This window comes from Shewanella sp. Isolate11, from assembly GCF_022398315.1.
Taxonomy (GTDB): domain Bacteria; phylum Pseudomonadota; class Gammaproteobacteria; order Enterobacterales; family Shewanellaceae; genus Shewanella.
Genome location: NZ_JAKEVF010000002.1, coordinates 189,125 through 207,042, shown reverse-complemented (window position 1 = coordinate 207,042; position 17,918 = coordinate 189,125). Strand labels below are relative to the sequence as shown.

General features: G+C 44.7%; 10 protein-coding genes. 8 read left to right on the top strand and 2 right to left on the bottom strand.

Annotated elements, in window-relative coordinates; all coding sequences use genetic code 11:
• Positions 1–7 precede the first annotated feature (7 nt).
• The 6 genes from L1D21_RS06130 to L1D21_RS06105 all read left to right on the top strand — a co-directional run bounded on the left by L1D21_RS06130 (position 8) and on the right by L1D21_RS06105 (position 13,737).
• Positions 8–1,000 carry a DUF58 domain-containing protein gene (locus L1D21_RS06130; protein ID WP_239844375.1) on the top strand — a complete coding sequence of 331 codons (993 nt, stop codon included), beginning with the start codon at positions 8–10 and terminating at the stop codon, positions 998–1,000.
• Positions 993–3,020, top strand: coding sequence for a DUF3488 and transglutaminase-like domain-containing protein (locus L1D21_RS06125; RefSeq protein WP_239844374.1), 2,028 nt, complete (start codon positions 993–995; stop codon positions 3,018–3,020). Before L1D21_RS06130 ends, L1D21_RS06125 begins: the two co-directional genes overlap by 8 nt.
• Positions 3,021–3,181: 161 nt before the next feature.
• Complete coding sequence (gene recC / locus L1D21_RS06120) at positions 3,182–6,766, top strand: exodeoxyribonuclease V subunit gamma (RefSeq protein WP_239844373.1); 3,585 nt, start codon at positions 3,182–3,184, stop codon at positions 6,764–6,766.
• A 2-nt stretch (positions 6,767–6,768) separates the two neighbouring features.
• Positions 6,769–10,539: an exodeoxyribonuclease V subunit beta gene (gene recB / locus L1D21_RS06115; RefSeq protein WP_239844372.1), complete on the top strand. Its 3,771-nt coding sequence runs from the start codon at positions 6,769–6,771 to the stop codon at positions 10,537–10,539.
• Positions 10,536–12,599 (top strand): exodeoxyribonuclease V subunit alpha, encoded by a 2,064-nt coding sequence (gene recD, locus L1D21_RS06110; protein WP_239844371.1) that lies wholly within the window; start codon positions 10,536–10,538, stop codon positions 12,597–12,599. The genes recB and recD overlap by 4 nt, the downstream gene beginning before the upstream one ends.
• 130 nt (positions 12,600–12,729) lie before the next feature.
• Positions 12,730–13,737 (top strand): D-alanine--D-alanine ligase, encoded by a 1,008-nt coding sequence (locus L1D21_RS06105; RefSeq protein WP_239844370.1) that lies wholly within the window; start codon positions 12,730–12,732, stop codon positions 13,735–13,737.
• Positions 13,738–13,855: 118 nt separating this feature from the next.
• Here L1D21_RS06105 and L1D21_RS06100 read toward each other — a convergent pair whose 3' ends face one another.
• Positions 13,856–14,296 carry an Hsp20 family protein gene (locus L1D21_RS06100; protein ID WP_239844369.1) on the bottom strand — a complete coding sequence of 147 codons (441 nt, stop codon included), beginning with the start codon at positions 14,294–14,296 and terminating at the stop codon, positions 13,856–13,858.
• A gap of 289 nt (positions 14,297–14,585) precedes the next feature.
• The gene (grxD, locus tag L1D21_RS06095) at positions 14,586–14,936 is read right to left on the bottom strand and encodes a Grx4 family monothiol glutaredoxin (RefSeq protein WP_239844368.1); all 351 of its coding nucleotides are present in this window, start codon (positions 14,934–14,936) and stop codon (positions 14,586–14,588) included.
• 231 nt (positions 14,937–15,167) lie between these two features.
• Between grxD and sodB the strand changes: the two genes are divergently transcribed.
• Both sodB and L1D21_RS06085 read left to right on the top strand, forming a co-directional pair.
• Positions 15,168–15,752, top strand: a complete 585-nt coding sequence (gene sodB, locus L1D21_RS06090; RefSeq protein WP_239844367.1) for a superoxide dismutase [Fe] — start codon at positions 15,168–15,170, stop codon at positions 15,750–15,752.
• 231 nt (positions 15,753–15,983) lie between these two features.
• Entirely contained in the window at positions 15,984–17,918 is a 1,935-nt protein-coding gene (locus L1D21_RS06085) for a PrkA family serine protein kinase (RefSeq protein ID WP_239844366.1), read from the top strand.

Here is a 17,918-nt window from a genome sequence, read left to right as displayed (position 1 = left end):
TGAGCGAATGATAACTGCGCTAACGAAAACTGCTTTCATCCAAACTTGCTGGCAACGCTGGTTATCTAGGCGACTGCCGGCGAGTTCATCGATCACCTTAGCCCATAAGAGCATCTTCATTCTCCCTACAGGATTTGGGCTATTTTGGTTGTTTATTGTAGTGTTACTGTTTCTCTTTGGCACCAACTACCAAAACAATCTGGTGATCGGGTTAAGTTTATTACTATTGAGCGTATTCAATACTTGTATTATCTACAGCTACCGTAATTTAGCTGGGATGAGCCTAGAGGCCAAAACAGGGCCATATGTCTACGCGGGTGAAAGCGTTATTTTCCCAGTGGAGCTCAGCGCCACCCAACATCAATACCAAGTCACTTTGGGTTATCCGCAAAATTTACCGCAAACCATTGCCCATGTTGATAGGCAGAAACTGTTAACCTTATTATCTTTTAAAAATGAGCAAAGAGGCTGGGTAACACCGGGACGCCTTAAAGTTGAATCTCGTTATCCGCTAGGACTATGTCGCGCCTGGTCTAATGTAGATTTAGCCAATCCGCAAATTGTGTTTGCCAAACCGATTGCTTCGGAGCCTGTCCTAACACAGCAACTTAACCAAGATGATCCGTCTTCAACAGATCGTGGGCGAGCCATTGTGGGTGTCGAAGAGTTTCAACACCTTAAACCCTATATCCAAGGTGAATCTCTTAACCAGGTGGCATGGAAACAATTAGCTCAAGGGCGAGGCATGCTAACCAAAGCCTTTAGCCAACCGGCGAGTGAGCCACAATGGTTAGTGCTGGATCCAAACAACCTAGAGATTGAAAAGCAGCTTAGCCAACTGACTTGGGCAGTCAATCAACTAGATCAATCGGGACAGATATTTGGTTTAATCCTACCTAATCAGACCCTTGCCCCCAACCATGGACAACAACATAGAGTCGATTGTTTAAAGGCCATCGCTACCTACCCAAACCTTAACCGGATGCAAGCCCATGGCTAAAACCGCAGAGATCATCAGTCGTCAAAGCCTGTTATGGTTGCTTATCGTTAACCTGTGTATTTTACTCCCCTTATATGAGCAGATGACGCCATGGAGCATGGCTATCTGTGGCATCTGCTTACTATGGCGGATCGGTATTTTCAGCGGTAAAGTCGCCAAGCCACCCCGTTATTTAGTCACCCTATTAGCAATTGCCTCGGCCACCACGCTGGCACTGGTCGCAACTCAAATAGGTATGCTCAATGCACTGATTAATCTGCTTATTTTGGGTTATGCCCTAAAATACATTGAAATGCGAGATCGCCGTGATGTCCGCGCCGTCGTAATGGTAGGCTTTTTTGTGATTGCGATAACCTTTATCGAAAAACAAAGCCTATGGTTTACCTTACAGATCATCATAGTGGCCACCATCAACCTCTGCGTTTTGGTCAGTTTATATCTCGATGAAGATGCCCTTAAGCGCACAGCCAGACTTGGCGGGAAATTGATGCTGCAAAGCCTGCCACTGGCACTGCTACTGTTTATTGTACTACCGCGACTGCCACCACTGTGGATGGTTCCCAAAAGCCACAGCGCCGAAACTGGACTTTCGGATGAAGTCTCGTTTGGCGATATCAGTAAATTAACTAATTCGGCCGAACTTGCCTTTCGGGTGAGTTTTCAAACTAAGCCACCGGGTAATAATCAGCTGTATTGGCGCGCCTTAGTAATGGAAGATTACGATGGCCGTAAATGGACCCAATCAAAAGCAATTAAACAGCTAGAAACACGGCGTCAAGCTGCTAACTATCGTTTAAGACCCAGCGGTGATGTCATCAATTATGATGTGATTGCCAAACCCAGCCACCAGCATTGGTTATTCGGTTTAGATTTAGCTTACAGCCAAACACCCGATGTCAGTAACCTACCAGACGGTCGTCTATATGCGCAAACGCCAGTAGATCAAGAATACCAATATCATGTTAGCAGCTACCCCAATGCCAAACTCGACCTCAATTTGAATGAGGCAACCCGAACGCGAAATCTTAGGCTACCTCAAGATAGTAATCCCAAGACCGCACAACTAGCGCTAAAGTTTAAGCAGACATATCCCGATCCCAAACAGAGGATCAATGCCATGATGTTAAGGTTTAACCAGTCGCCCTATTATTATACCCTGACACCGCCGCCAGTTGGCCCGCAACAAATCGATGATTTCCTGTTTGAGAATAAAGCCGGCTTCTGTGTTCATTATGCCAGTGCATTAACCTTTATGGCTCGCTATAGCGGGATCCCAGCGCGATTAGTCACTGGCTATCAAGGAGGAGAATGGAATGATAATGCGCAATATCTGAGTGTTTACCAATATATGGCCCATGCTTGGGTTGAAGTCTGGTTTGAAGACAGCGGCTGGGTTCGTTTCGACCCCACGGCCATGATAGCCCCTAATCGTGTCGAAGAGGGTTTTGACTCTGTGTTTAACCCAGCAGAAAGCTATCTAATGAGCAGTCCGTTTAGCAGTTTACGATTACGCCAATATCCCCTACTAAATAACCTTAGATTGACCCTAGCCAGTATCGATTTTTATTGGAGTAAATGGGTACTGGGCTTTGATAACGACAAGCAGCAACAACTATTAAAACGCATACTCGGAGATATCAGCGTCACCAAAATGGCAATTTTTATTATCTGCACCATGGTCATTATCGCCCTTGTCATTGCTTATAGTGTCGGCTTATTACAATTTAGCCGCCGTAAAGACCCTTTGGTCGCGGGATTTGACCAAGTGGCCAACATGCTGGCTAAGAAAGGCATTCGCCGCGAAGAAGCTGAATCGGCCACTCAATATAGTCAACGGGTTATCACGCTTTACCCCCATCTCACCCAACCTTTAAGTCATTTTATCGATTGTTATATGACGCTGAAATATAAGCCTGTAGATCAGCGTCGTAAAAAAGCCTTATTACGTCACTTCAACAAGCGTCTAACCCAAATCCGTTTAGCCATTGTGACCAGCGATTGGCAAAGCAAAAACACTTGATGCTTTTTCAAGCTAACTCATTCTATCTTGTCCAAAATATTCACTTGTTTCGATGGACATCAACTCCGAAAGCCCTAGAATGGATTGATATTAATCAGCCCATAGCGCAGCAGTATTAAGTGGGCTTTTTCAGCACAATATAATCGACAATAAGGCGAGTTATGCTCTACTTGGTGCAATCAAATCGAATGGAATCTTTAGCCCACTTATTGGCAGAAGAGCTTAAATCACCACTCGATAGCCATGCTTTGTTAGCAAACGAGCAGATATTAGTTCAAAGTCCGGGTATGTCGACCTGGCTAAGGTTAGCCATCGCCGAGCACAACCAGATTGCCGCAGCATTAGAATTCCCCTTACCTTCAAGCTTTATTTGGCAGCTATGTCATACCCTGTTGCCAAATGTGCCGAAAGAGAATGCTTATACCAAACCCGCGATGACCTGGAAGTTAATGGAGCTGTTACCTACATTACTGCATCAAGACAGTTTTGCCCCGCTGGCTCAATATCTTAAAGACGATGCCATTATCGACGATACTCAAGCAAAACAGTCACTCAAGCTATATCAGTTATGTGCACAAATTGCCGATATATTCGATCAATACTTAGTCTATCGACCCGACTGGATTTTAGCCTGGGAAGCCAATGAGCCTCTACTTCCCCCTTATAATGACAATTTAAGCCCAGAGCAAGCTTGGCAACCGATCCTGTGGCGCGCCTTAGTGGAATATAACGACCATCAACTTGGACAAAATAGTTACCATAGGGCCAACCTTATCCAAGGATTAATTCATACCTTAAGCGATCCTAATTGCTCATTGTCAGGCTTACCAAATAGATTATTTGTGTTTGGCATCTCATCTATCGCGCCGCAAACATTAACCGTACTTTACCATCTGGCGAAACATATCGATGTCGTGATGCTCAACCTCAGCCCATGTCAACACTACTGGGGAGATATAGTCGATCCTCAGGTTCGAGCTAGAATGGCATTGCAATATCTCGATAAACAACAGCTCGATGTTAACTGGGAAGATAAGCTGGAAGTGGGCAATCCGCTACTGGCCAATAATGGAAAAATGGGCCGTGAATTACTGGACTTAATCTTAGCGCTACCCGAGGAAGACACCAATTTTAACTTCGAATGTTATCAAGACCCTGGCGTTGATAAACTCCTTCATGGTGTCCAGCACGATATTTTAGAGTTAACCACCCGTGGGCAGGTGCTCGGCCCCGATGCTGAACTGTTTCAAAACCTCGAAGGCAGACGCGTTCTGAAGGCCAATGATCATTCCATTAGTTTTAAGAGCTGCCATAGCCCCCTACGAGAAATAGAAACCTTACACGATCATCTATTATTGCTACTGTCACAAGAGGATATAAGCCCTAAAGACATAGTGATCATGATGCCCGATGTGGCGAGCTACGCCCCTTATATCGATGCCGTTTTTGCCGCCAAGCAAGGCGCTCACTATATTCCCTATGCCATTGCCGACAGAGGCGCGGCGCAAGAATCGCCATTGATAAACAGTTTTCTTCATCTGTTAACCATCAACCAGAGCCGGTTTGCACTCACCGATGTGCTAGGTATTCTCGAAGTGCCAGCCGTACTGAGAAAATTTGAACTCAGTGACGATGAACTACAGATGATCCGCCAATGGCTCGATCGTGCGGGTGTGCGCTGGGGCCGTGACGGCCAATCACGCCAAGCACAACAACTACCTGACTTCGAGCAAAACGCCTGGTCTTTTGGCATTAAGCGACTGATTTTAGGCTATAGCTTTAGCGATGACGCGCCGATTTATCAAGATAACCTACCCCTAGATGGTATCGAAGGCCAGGATGCGCAGGCATTAGGAAAATTACTTAATTTTATCGAAGCTATCGATGAGCTTTGTCTGGCACTCAATAGTGAATGTTCATTGAATGAGCGCATCACTCAGCTGCAAACATTAGTAGATGAATTTTATGCCTGTGACGATGAAGAGCTGCCTCAGCTGCAAACTATTCACAGCGCGATTACCCGCCTCAATGAAGAGATAACTCAAGCCCATTATCAGAGTCAGCCCGAAATCAAAGTGCTGCATAACTGGTTTGTCAGTCAATTATCTGAATCCCGTGTCGGTCAACGTTATCTCGCCGGTAGCGTTAATTTTTGTACGCTCATGCCAATGCGATCCATTCCATTTAAAGTGGTATGTCTGCTGGGAATGAATGATGGTGTTTATCCGCGAGTGCAGCATCCCGTCGGATTTGATTTGGTGGCACAGTTTGGCCCCCGTAAAGGCGACCGCTCAAGACGGCTCGATGACAGGTATCTGTTTTTAGAGGCGCTGTTGTCGGCACGTGAGCAACTTTATATCAGCTATATTGGTCATAGTGAGCGCGACAATAGTGAACGGATCCCCTCGATGTTGGTTTCTGAGCTCATAGAATATTGCCAGCTATGTTATTTTCCCGAAGCTCTGTTCGAACAGCTGCCTGAAGGCGTGCTCGAACAGCAAGAGTTAGTCAATGTACCTCAGGATATCCTAGACATTGAAGCTGTCGAACACGAGATTGCATCTCAGCTTATCAGTCAGCAGCCATTGCAACCTTTCGATAAACGCTTATATCAAGCAGACTCGACATTGCCACAAAGCTACTCTAAGCAGTGGTGTCCGATAACAACGAGTCAAAATACAGCGTCAGATGATGCTTGCCACAATCGATTTATCAATCAGCCATTAGTGCTTGAAGCAGAAGAGAATGCGGCAGGTGATGATACTCGTGTTGACAGTGCTTACGAGGCCCTTGAGCTATCGGCATTAATCCGCTTCTTCCGAAATCCAGCGCAGTATTTTTTCAATCGCGCTCTCAAGCTGGATCTCAGTCTGAATATTCAAACCGACGATAACGATGAACCCTTTAGCCTGAATGCCTTGTCACGTTATCAATTACAGGCTGAACTTATCGATAATGCGATTAAAGCGGGTCAAGATATGCCCGATAGCCTACTACTACATAAATTGAAGTTGGCTGGCGAGCTGCCCCTTAAACCCTTTGACGATCTGTTGATTAATCAATACCTGCATGATATCCGCCCCATTATTGGCAGAGCCCATTACCTCAAAGGTGAACAGAGTCATGATATCGAGGTCGAGATTTCCCTTGAGGAGAAACAGCGACAGCTCATTGGCCGTATTGATAATATCTCAGCTAAAGGACTTGTTAATTACCGTCCCGGAACCGCGAATGCGAGGGATCTTATTCGGGTTTATCTGCGCCACTTATGTCTATGTGCTATGCAGCAAACCGCTCAACAGCAAGACACGCTTAAGCCTGAACTAAAGCCTCAATCACCCTCTTTTGTTGGCAAGCACCACAGTTATCTGCTGGATATTGGTCATTTTCATGCCTTTGCCCCCATCACAGCAGAGCAAGCCACCGCCCAGTTAAATCTGTGGGTATCGGCCTTTACACAGGGGCAAGCACAGCCATTACTGTTTTTACCCCGCACCGCAATGGCCTATGTCGAAGCCGATGGTGACCATAATGCCAAACTTGTCGAGGCACAAAAACAATGGCTAGATGAACAAGGTCATTTAGGAGAAGGTTTGGAGCCCCATTATCAACGTTTGTATCGCTTCCCTGATGACTTTACTGAGGCTGATTTTGGACAGCTGGCATTAAGACTATTGTCCCCCTTATTAAGCCTTTATCATAAGGCGCCGCTGTCTGATTTAACTCAATTTGTGGAGGAGCAGTGATCATGGCTAGCGAAAAGCTCGATACCTTAACCCTGCCCTTGCATGGTAAACGCCTCATCGAGGCCAGCGCCGGTACAGGGAAAACCTTTACCATAGCGGGTTTGTATATCCGCTTGTTATTAGGCGATGAGCAGCGTAAACCGCTGCGCTGTGAAGAAATTCTGGTAGTCACCTTTACCAATGCCGCCACCGGAGAATTACGAGATCGAATCCGTAAAAAAATTCAGCTGGCCTATCGCCGTTTTATCGGCATTTCCGTTAATGATGAGCTAATAGAACAGCTTTATCAGCAAACCCCGCCAGAACTTCGCCCTATTTCTCTCAAACGATTGGATCTAGCATTAAAGTCTCTCGACGAAGCCGCCATTTTTACCATCCATGGTTTTTGTCAGCGCATTCTGGCCGACATGGCATTTGAATCATCCTTGCTGTTTGAATCAGAATTCACTTTAGACGATAGCGAGTTCCTGCATCATGCCGTGCGTGATTTTTGGCGTGAGACCTGTTATCCCCTACCCAGCTATTTGGCTAAGATTATTAAAGACAAGTTTAGCGATCCCGACGGATTAACCCAGCAAATTCGAGCCTTGCTCGGTGCCAGCCAAGCCGTGGCTAAGCCTAAGCCTGCAGAGTTTGCCAAGGTCGGTTCCGCCTTGAGTCAGAGCCTCAGCCGATTGCAATTAATCTGGCCACGAGAACGAGAACAACTTGAGCAGTTATTACATCAACTGCCGCTTAATGGCACTCGTTTTGGTAAAGCCGATCAGGGCTATCCCAAACTGGCAGTCATGCTGGATAAGATGGATAACTGGGCGGCAGGCAGTTTATCGCTTCCCGATCCTAAGTTGCTCGATGCACTGTCTTTAAATAACTTAAAACTCAATAAAGGCGGCGAAATTCCAACACCTGAGCAGGCACCGCTTCTGGCTCATATTGAAAACCTCAATCAGCTTATCACTCAGTTTATCCCTGGCTTTCTATTTGCGGCTCGAACAGGAATTGCCAAACGATTTGCCAACCAAAAAAGTGAGTTAAACCTATTAACCCCTGATGATCTGCTGCTGACTTTGGCTCAAGCTTTATCAAATAGTACAAACGATCTGCAATCTACTTCGGAAGATCGCCCAACGACTAACAATCACCCCGAGAGTAACAATCAATCCTTAAGCAGCTTAGCAGCTAGCATTGCCAAGCGATTTCCGGTGGCATTAATCGATGAGTTTCAGGATACCGATCCGCTGCAATATCAGATTTTCAGCCAAATTTACCAACTCAGAGAAAGCTCAGATAACAATGCTCAAGCCTTATTGATGATTGGCGATCCTAAGCAGGCGATTTACGCCTTTAGGGGCGCAGATATTCATACCTATATCGATGCGCGACAACAGACGGAATTTCATTACAGCCTATATACCAATTATCGCTCTAGCCGCAATATGATTGCTGGTGTTAACCAACTGTTTAGTCAACATGCGGATCCTTTTATCAGTGAGGCGATCCCTTTCGAAATCGTTGCACCTTCCCCTTTTGCCGATAGTAAGCAGCTTATTGAACAGCAGCAAAACACAAGTGCTTTGCGCATCAAATTACTCGGTGAAGACCCAGATACTGGTCTCAATAAAGCCAGCGCCCGAAAACAGTTAGCCGAAGATAGCTGTAACGAAATCGCTCGCCTACTAACCGAAGCGCAGCAGGGTCTATGTTTAAAAGGCGACACACAGCTTAAGGCCAAAGATATTGCGGTGCTAGTACGTGACAGAAATGAAGCCGCTTATATTAAAACGGCCTTGAGTGAGCGCCAAATTGGAGCGGTATTTCTTAGCCGTGATAGCGTATTTAGTACCTTAGAGGCCAAAGAGCTGGCATTGGTCTTAATCGCAATTGCCAACCCCAAAGATGAACGAGCGCTCCGCTCAGCCTTAGCGACACTGTTACTAGGCTATAGCGCCGAAGAGATCCATCAATTTAATCAGGATGAAGACCGTCGCCAAAACTTATTAGAACTATTCCATCATCTACACCAAATTTGGCTCAAACGCGGAGTTATGCCCTGCCTATTGGCTTTGGCTAATGAAACTCAATTAATTGAGCGGCTCTTAAACAGTAGTGATGGCCAACGTAGACTCACTGACTTCAGGCATTTAGGCGAACTGCTACAGCAAAAGTCAACTGAGCTTGATGGCATTAACGCGCTACTCAATTGGTATCAACAAACATTAGCCGAAAGTCACACCAACGAAGAGGCTCAGCTCAGATTAGAGAGCGAGCAAAACTTGTTGCAGATTGTCACTATCCACAAGAGTAAAGGACTCGAATATCCTGTCTGTTTTGTGCCTTTTGTAAGCCTAGCTCGGGATAATCGCCGTAAGCCTGCACCTATGCTTTACCATGACAATAACCAGTTAGTTTGGGATATAGAACAAAGTGATGAGGGTTGGCAGCAACATAAGCGAGAGAATTTAGCCGAAGATCTGCGTCTGCTGTACGTTGCCCTGACTCGTCCAGTTTTGGCTTGCTACCTTTATGTGGCCAATCACAGCCGATTCACTAAAAAATCAGGGATCAGCAGCCAACTGCACGAAACCGCTATCGGTTATCTATTAGGGATAGAAGACAGCCAATGCGATATCGAACTTATTGAAGCCAGAGCGAACTTACTACAAAGTGAGGCCATTAGTGTTGAGCGGATAGAACACATTGCAGCCGCAACGCCCCTGCCTCAAATTGAAGACGATGATAATAATTTATCGCCGAAGGTCTTAATTCGCCCAAACATAACACCTTGGCGAGTAGGCAGTTATTCTGGTTTAGTCAAAGATATGCCCCATGAGCGTACCACTCCAGGCAGTGATGATGAAAGCTTCCCCGAACTTAGCATCGTACACGACGAAGCCGAGCCAATCCCGTCTCGATTTAGTTTCGAGCGCGGCGCTAATGCCGGTAGTTTTATGCATTTGGTATTAGAGCTTATCGACTTTACGCAAGCCGAAACCGACCTCATCCAGCAGTTACCCATCGCCATGAGTAAATATGGTATCGATGAAAGCTGGCAGCCAATTTTACATCAATGGTATCTCGATCTACTCAACGCGCCTCTCAGACCGAGTACCTTTAGTACTGAAAATATAGGTACTGCCAATGTCAGCACTGGCAGTTTGTGTCTAGCCCATCTCCCACCGAATCAAACCTTAGTGGAGATGGAGTTTTATCTGCCGATTTCTCAGTTACAAGCTCAGGCGCTCAATCAATTACTGAGCCGACATGGCTACCCTATGACATTGGCATTTGACACCTTACAAGGCATGCTCAAAGGTTTTATCGATTTAACTTTTGAACACAATGGGCAATTCTACATCGCCGATTATAAGTCGAATCATTTGGGTGATAGTTTTAGTGATTATCAGCAAGAGCAAATGCAACAAGCTATCAGCGGCCATCGCTATGATCTGCAATACATTATCTACACCCTAGCCTTACATCGTTATCTAAAACTGCGACTAGCCAACTACAGTTATGAGCAGCATATTGGTGGTAGCTACTATTTGTTTTTGCGAGGAATGTCGACTCAAGCTCCAGGTTGCGGCGTATTTTATGATAAGCCGCCCAAGGCCTTGATTGAACAGTTTGATGCCTTAGTACAAACATCCGAAATCCCAACAGCCACTAATAAAGATGGCACTAATGAAGAGAATGCTAATATGGAGAGTACTACAAAGGGCATAGCGAATAAGCAGGCAGGGACACCACCTATCCAGACGGAGTTAGACCTATGAGCCAGCTTCTCAGTCCAATGACCCTACAGCAGCCTATCGAACAACTGTTAAAAGAGTGGCAAGCCTCGAGACTTATCACACCACTGGATCGCCATTTTGCCTTGCAGATGGCGAGTCTACACAAAGAGCACGCAAGTGATAAGTTAGACTCAAATGAGCCACTATTGACCCTAATCTGTACCCTGCTCAGTCGCCAGCTGTCAACGCAACATACTTGCTTGCCTTTGGAACAAATCGACTTTAGCAATCCACTCAAGGAACAGCAGCCTCAATGCCAAATCAATCTAAGTTTGCCTGCACTCGTTGAGAAACTAGCTAATGCCGAAGCCGTCGGTTTAGCGCCACAGCAACTGGATAAACCTTTAATCCTCGATGGCACACGTCTCTATTTACAACGCTATTATCAGTTTGAATCTAAGGTAGCCGACAAGCTACTTCAACTTGCCAAGCCATTACCCATAGAAAATATAGCACTGGCAGCTCAGAGGCTAACTTGCCTGTTTCCAATAAATCAGGGACAAGAATATGATTGGCAGAAAATAGCCACGGCAACAGCACTAACCCAAAAGCTAGCGGTGATCACCGGTGGACCAGGCACAGGTAAAACCACCACAGTGACTAAGCTGTTGCTGCTATTGTGCATACAACAGCAAGACAATCCGACCAATAAATCAGCCCTTAATATTCGTCTAGTGGCACCAACCGGTAAAGCAGCGGCACGCCTTAGCGAATCGATCAAAGCCTCGAAAGCCAGACTCAGTGACGAACTCAAAGCTTATCGTGATATTATCGATATCGATCTGCTGGCTCATGTTCCTGAAGAGGCAGCCACCTTACACCGTCTGCTAGGTGTGCTCCCTAATACTCATCAATTTAGGCATCACAGTGAAAATCCTTTGCGACTTGATTTGCTGGTGGTTGACGAAGCTTCCATGGTCGATCTGCCTATGATGTATAAGCTGCTCTATGCCTTACCAAAGCATGCTCGACTGATCTTATTAGGCGACCAAGACCAACTCGCCTCTGTAGAAGCGGGAGCCGTTTTAGGCGATATTTGTGGTGGCTTAAAACAAACTGATCAAAGCTGGCGCATGCGCTATACGCCCGCCAAAGCCGAGCTCTTGAGTCAGTTGACCCAAACTTCACTGTATGAGTTTATTGACCCAAGCATAAATGCTGATAATTCACATTCTGACATCAATTCCGGCCTAGATAGTCACCCACAAAACAGCACTCATATAAAGAACAGCTTAGGTGACAGCCTAGTTATGCTGATGCATAGCCACAGATTTAAAGGTGATGCCGGAATTGGTCTATTAGCTTCGGCGGTGAATCACAGTGACACACAGGGAATACAGCAAGTTTGGCAGCAAGGCTATCAAGAGCTACATTGGATAACCCACAAATTGCATCAACAGGGAAATTTAGGCTTAGATGAGCTGCTCGCCTATAGTGTTGCACAATATCAGGTCTATCTTGATGAACTGCTCAAAGGCCAATTAACCGCTGTAGAGATCATCGAGCGCTTCAATCAATATCGGATATTATGCGCCATGCGCGCTGGAGAGTATGGTGTCGATGGCATCAATAGCGCCATGACCTCTGCCCTAGCGACAGCAAAATTGATTAATCCCCATGGTGAGTTTTATTCAGGCCGCCCGGTGATCATTCAAAATAATGACTATAACCTCGGGCTGTTTAATGGTGATATTGGTGTCATATTGCCTGATGAAACACATCAACAACGCTTGATGGCCTGCTTTGTTCAAGCCGATGGTAGTTTACTAAAAGTACTTCCGGCGCGATTACCACAACACGATACTTGCTATGCCATGACGGTACATAAGAGCCAAGGCAGTGAATTTGCCAATGTTAGCCTTGTCATGCCAACTAAACCCAGCGTGGCGCAACGACAACTACTGACAAAAGAGCTAGTGTATACCGCGATCACTCGGGCTAAACTGCATTTTACCTGTCTGGGCAATGAAGCTATTTTTGAACAAGCCTGCAAGCAAGCCACTCAGCGCGCCTCAGGATTGGCAAAGCGTTTATGGTCATAGCGATGACAGGATTATAAATGGCGCATAAAATCGACAAACAAGCGCCTAGCTGCAGCGCAAACCTTGCATAAATTTGCCAGCGCGGCATAGTGAGCAAGCGATTAACTATCCGAGATAAAACGGAGAACCGATGAGTTCGATTAACCTATTACTTTTATGCGGCGGTGGCGGTGACGAACACGCAATTTCCCTGTTATCAGCCAATTATTTTGAAACCTCTTTGGCTAAACTGCCTCATATTAATCTGCTTCGAGTCGAATTAGATGGCAATGGCCAATACATGACGAAATCCGGCGAGCGCTGCGAACTCACTAATCGTAAAGAGATCCGTTTCGAAGATGAAACCCTTACGCCTTGGTCTGTCGATTATGTGATCCCCTGTATTCATGGTTATCCAGGTGAGACTGGCGATATTCAATCATATTTTGGCTTAATTAACCTGCCCTATCTTGGCTGTGACTCAGAAGGCTCAAGCAACTGCTTTAATAAGATCACCGCCAAAATGTGGTTTACCGCACTCGGCATTCCTAATACGCCCTATATTTTCCTCAATCAGCTGGATGATGCGGCAGTAGCTCAGGCGCAAACCGCTTTTAAACAGTGGGGATCGATTTTCATTAAAGCAGCTTCACAAGGTTCCTCAGTCGGTTGTTATCGCGTCGACGATACCAGCCAAATTGAAAAAACCTTAACCGATGCCTTTAAATTCTCCCCTTATGTGGTAATAGAAAAAACCATTAAGGCCCGTGAACTCGAAGTCGCGGTATATCAATACCAAGGAAGAACCGTAGCGACACTGCCCGGTGAAGTTATCTGTTCCAGCGATACTTTCTATACCTTCGATGAAAAATATGCGGCTAACAGTAAAGCCTCAACTAAAGTGGTTGCCGAGGTTTCCAGTGAAATTGCTAGCCAGATCCAAGATTATGCGATCAAAGTTTTTGATGGCATGAAATTACGTCATCTATCGCGTATCGACTTCTTCCTCACTGAAACCGGCGAGATCCTTTTAAATGAAATTAACACCTTCCCAGGTTTAACCCCGATTTCTATGTTCCCTAAGATGCTTGCCAACCATGGCGATGATTTTAGTGAGTACCTTAATGAGATAATTACTCAAGGTGTTGGCACACAATAAATAGTGTTTCGGCAGCATTTATATTCAATTTTTACCAATATAAGCAAAGCAAAAGGGAGCCTATTAGCTCCCTTTTGCTCGTCCGGGGAAACGAATTTACCGCTGGTGTGCCGAAGGCTTATTCGGCGTCGAGAAGTCTTGCGCTGCTGATCTCGATTTTACGCGGTTTCATCGCCTCGGGAATTTCTCGTTTCAAGTCAATGTTAAGTAGACCATTTTCAAGCTCTGCACCCACTACTGTCACATAATCGGCCAGCTGGAATGTACGCTCGAATCCTCGCTCGGCAATGCCTTGGTACAGGTATTGACGTTCAGTATCTTGTTCGGCTTTAGTGCCCTTCACCAATAGTTTGTCGCCTTCACTGGTGATATCTAATTCTTGCATCGAAAAACCTGCCACTGCCATAGTAATACGGTAGCGATTCTCATTGAGCAGTTCGATGTTGTATGGAGGATAACCGGAATTACCTTTGTTCGATGCGGCATGTTCTGCAAGCTGGGCTAAACGATCGAATCCAATAGCACTACGGTATAAAGGGGTTAAATCATAATTTCTCATCTTGTATATCCTTGTGTTAAGCAATATCAAATTAAAGTGGCCGAGTTATGGTGATGATTGTCACCTGTCGCACCGAGTTATCATGGTTAACGCTTCAGCCCCGAAGGCACTGATTTGTGGTTAACTTAAGAGCCTCATTGAGCGCTCCATAATCAATATATGTGGATAGCAAAAATTGTTTTCAAGGGAATAAAAACAAAAAATCCCAAATATTTTCATATTCGGGATTTCTATTTATCCAAATTAATAGATAAATTATTGAAAAATAATATCTATTTATAGTTGGCTATTATGCGTCAGCTTCTGGCGTTGGATACTTAGCCGCAGTTTCGCTAATCAGAGTTTGTAACTCACCTTTTTGATACATTTCAGTCAGGATGTCACAACCGCCAATCAATTCACCTTCAACCCACAATTGTGGGAAGGTTGGCCAGTTAGCATATTTAGGCAGTTCGCTACGAATATCTGGATGCTGCAAAATATCAACATAGGCGAATTGTGCGCCGCAGTTAATCATGATCTGAGCAACTTGAGAAGAAAAACCACAGCTAGGCAATTTAGGTGAGCCTTTCATATATACAATGATTGGGTTTTCGGCAATTTGCTGCTTGATTTTTGCTACAGTTTCATTGGTTTCCATATGCTTTCCTAAGTATTACAACATAAGCGAATTTGATAATAACACCTATTGTACGTCAGGATGCCACAGAACAAAAACCTACTTTTATTATGGTTTTTAGCTTAGACATATTATTGATTGAATTAATCTAAAAAATCGGCCAAACAATGATTCACATCACAATTTTATCAGGTAGAATGAGATGTTGTGAGCAAACAGAAAAGACAATTGAATGTCAAATGGAGAAAAAACATGGCTTTTGAATTACCAGCACTTCCTTACGCAAAAGACGCATTAGAGCCCCATATTTCCCAAGAAACTATTGAGTACCACTATGGTAAGCATCACAACACTTATGTTGTGAAACTAAACGGCTTAGTTGAAGGCACTGAACTTGCTGAAAAAAGCTTAGAAGAGATCATCAAAACTTCTACAGGCGGTATTTTCAACAATGCTGCGCAAATTTGGAACCACACTTTCTACTGGAACTGCCTATCACCAAATGGTGGCGGAGCAGCAACAGGTGATATCGCAGCGGCAATCGATGCTGCTTTCGGTTCTTTCGAGGCGTTTAAAGCACAATTTACTGATGCTGCAGTTAACAACTTCGGTAGCGCTTGGACTTGGTTAGTTAAAAATGCAGACGGTTCAGTTGCTATTGTAAACACTAGCAATGCAGCGACTCCCCTAACAGATGAAGGTGTTACTCCGCTACTGACTGTTGATGTGTGGGAACACGCTTATTATATCGATTACCGCAACGTTCGCCCTGACTACCTAGCTCATTTCTGGGAACTGGTTAACTGGGAATTTGTTAACAGCAACTTCGCTGGTTAATCAAACCGTTAATTCTATATTCGATAAAAAAAGGAGCCTAATTAGGCTCCTTTTTATTTGCTCTAAATCCAAACCTCTTTACAGATGCAACAGTTGCAATTGCAATGTTTGCCATTGTTTTTACTATATTTTTTATAACCTACTTTTTATTAGCGTCTATTATTAAAGTACCAGTCTCAGATGATCAGTTTTACTGCGGGGTTTATTTATTGCTTTATTAGGGGGTAGAAAATGGGCATTTTTGAACACTATCAACAGCGCTATGAAAAAAAACTCGATGAAGAGTATTCATTACAAGACTTTTTAGCCATCTGCAAACAAGACCGTATTGCATACGCATCGGCCGCCGAACGCTTATTGATTGCCATTGGCGACCCACAAGTTATCGACACATCCAAAGATTCCGTTTTAAGCCGAATATTTTCTAATCGGTTAATCTCTCGCTATCCCGCATTTAAAGATTTCTACGGTATGGAAGAAGCGATAGAACAGATAGTCGCCTACCTCAAGCACTCCGCACAAGGGCTCGAAGAATCGAAACAGATTCTCTATTTACTTGGCCCTGTGGGCGGCGGTAAATCCTCTCTCGCAGAAAAATTAAAGTCCTTAATGCAACAAGTGCCCATTTACGTATTAAGTGCTAATGGTGTTCGAAGCCCTGTCAATGACCATCCATTCTGCCTGTTTAATCCTGAAGAAGATGGTGAGCTACTCCAAAAAGAGTTTGGTATTCCTCAGCGTTACCTCAAAACGATTATGTCGCCTTGGGCCGTCAAACGTTTACATGAATTTGGCGGTGATATCTCCCAATTTAAAGTGGTTAAAGTCTATCCCAGTATCTTAGATCAACTGGGTATCGCCAAGACCGAACCCGGAGACGAGAATAATCAGGATATTTCGTCACTAGTGGGGAAAGTCGATATTCGTCAATTAGAACATTTTGCCCAACACGATGCCGATGCCTACTCCTATTCGGGGGCACTGTGTCGTGCTAATCAAGGCTTAATGGAGTTTGTTGAGATGTTTAAAGCGCCAATCAAGGTGCTGCATCCTCTGCTTACCGCAACACAAGAAGGTAACTATAACGGCACCGAGGGCCTATCTGCACTGCCCTACAACGGCATTATCTTGGCACACTCCAACGAGTCAGAGTGGACCACATTTAGAAATAATAAGACCAACGAAGCCTTCTTAGACCGTGTCTATATCGTAAAAGTACCTTACTGTTTGCGTGTCTCGGAAGAGATGCAGATTTACAAAAAATTATTGTTAAACTCTGAGTTATCACAGGCTCCCTGCGCCCCTTATACCTTAGAGTTGTTGTCGCAATTTAGTGTACTGTCACGAATTAAAACGCCAGAAAACTCCTCTATTTACTCAAAAATGCGTGTCTATGATGGCGAGAGCCTCAAGGATACCGATCCCAAAGCCAAATCATTCCAAGAATATCGTGATTACGCAGGTGTCGACGAAGGCATGCAAGGGTTATCAACTCGTTTTGCCTTTAAAATTCTGTCGAAAGTATTTAATTTCGATCACAGTGAAATTGCTGCCAACCCTGTGCATCTTTTCTATGTATTAGAGCGACAAATTGAACAAGAGCAGTTCCCTACCGACACTGCAGAACGCTACCTTGAGTTTCTTAAAGGTTACTTAACCCCTAAATATATTGAATTTATTGGTAAGGAGATCCAAACCGCCTATTTAGAGTCTTACTCTGAATACGGGCAAAACATCTTTGACCGCTATGTCACCTATGCCGATTTCTGGATCCAAGATCAAGAATACCGTGACCCTGAAACCGGCCAACTTTTCGACCGTGCAGCACTCAATGCCGAACTGGAAAAAATTGAAAAGCCAGCCGGGATTAGTAATCCCAAAGATTTTCGTAATGAGATAGTCAACTTTGTCCTCAGAGCCAGAGCCAACAACGAAGGCTCTAATCCACTTTGGACTAGCTATGAAAAATTACGCACCGTTATCGAGAAAAAGATGTTCTCGAATACCGAAGATCTACTGCCAGTGATCTCCTTCAATGCCAAGACCTCAACCGATGATCAACGTAAACATGATGATTTCGTCAATCGCATGATGGAAAAAGGCTACACCAAAAAACAAGTTAGGTTGTTATCAGAGTGGTACTTAAGAGTACGTAAATCTTCTTGA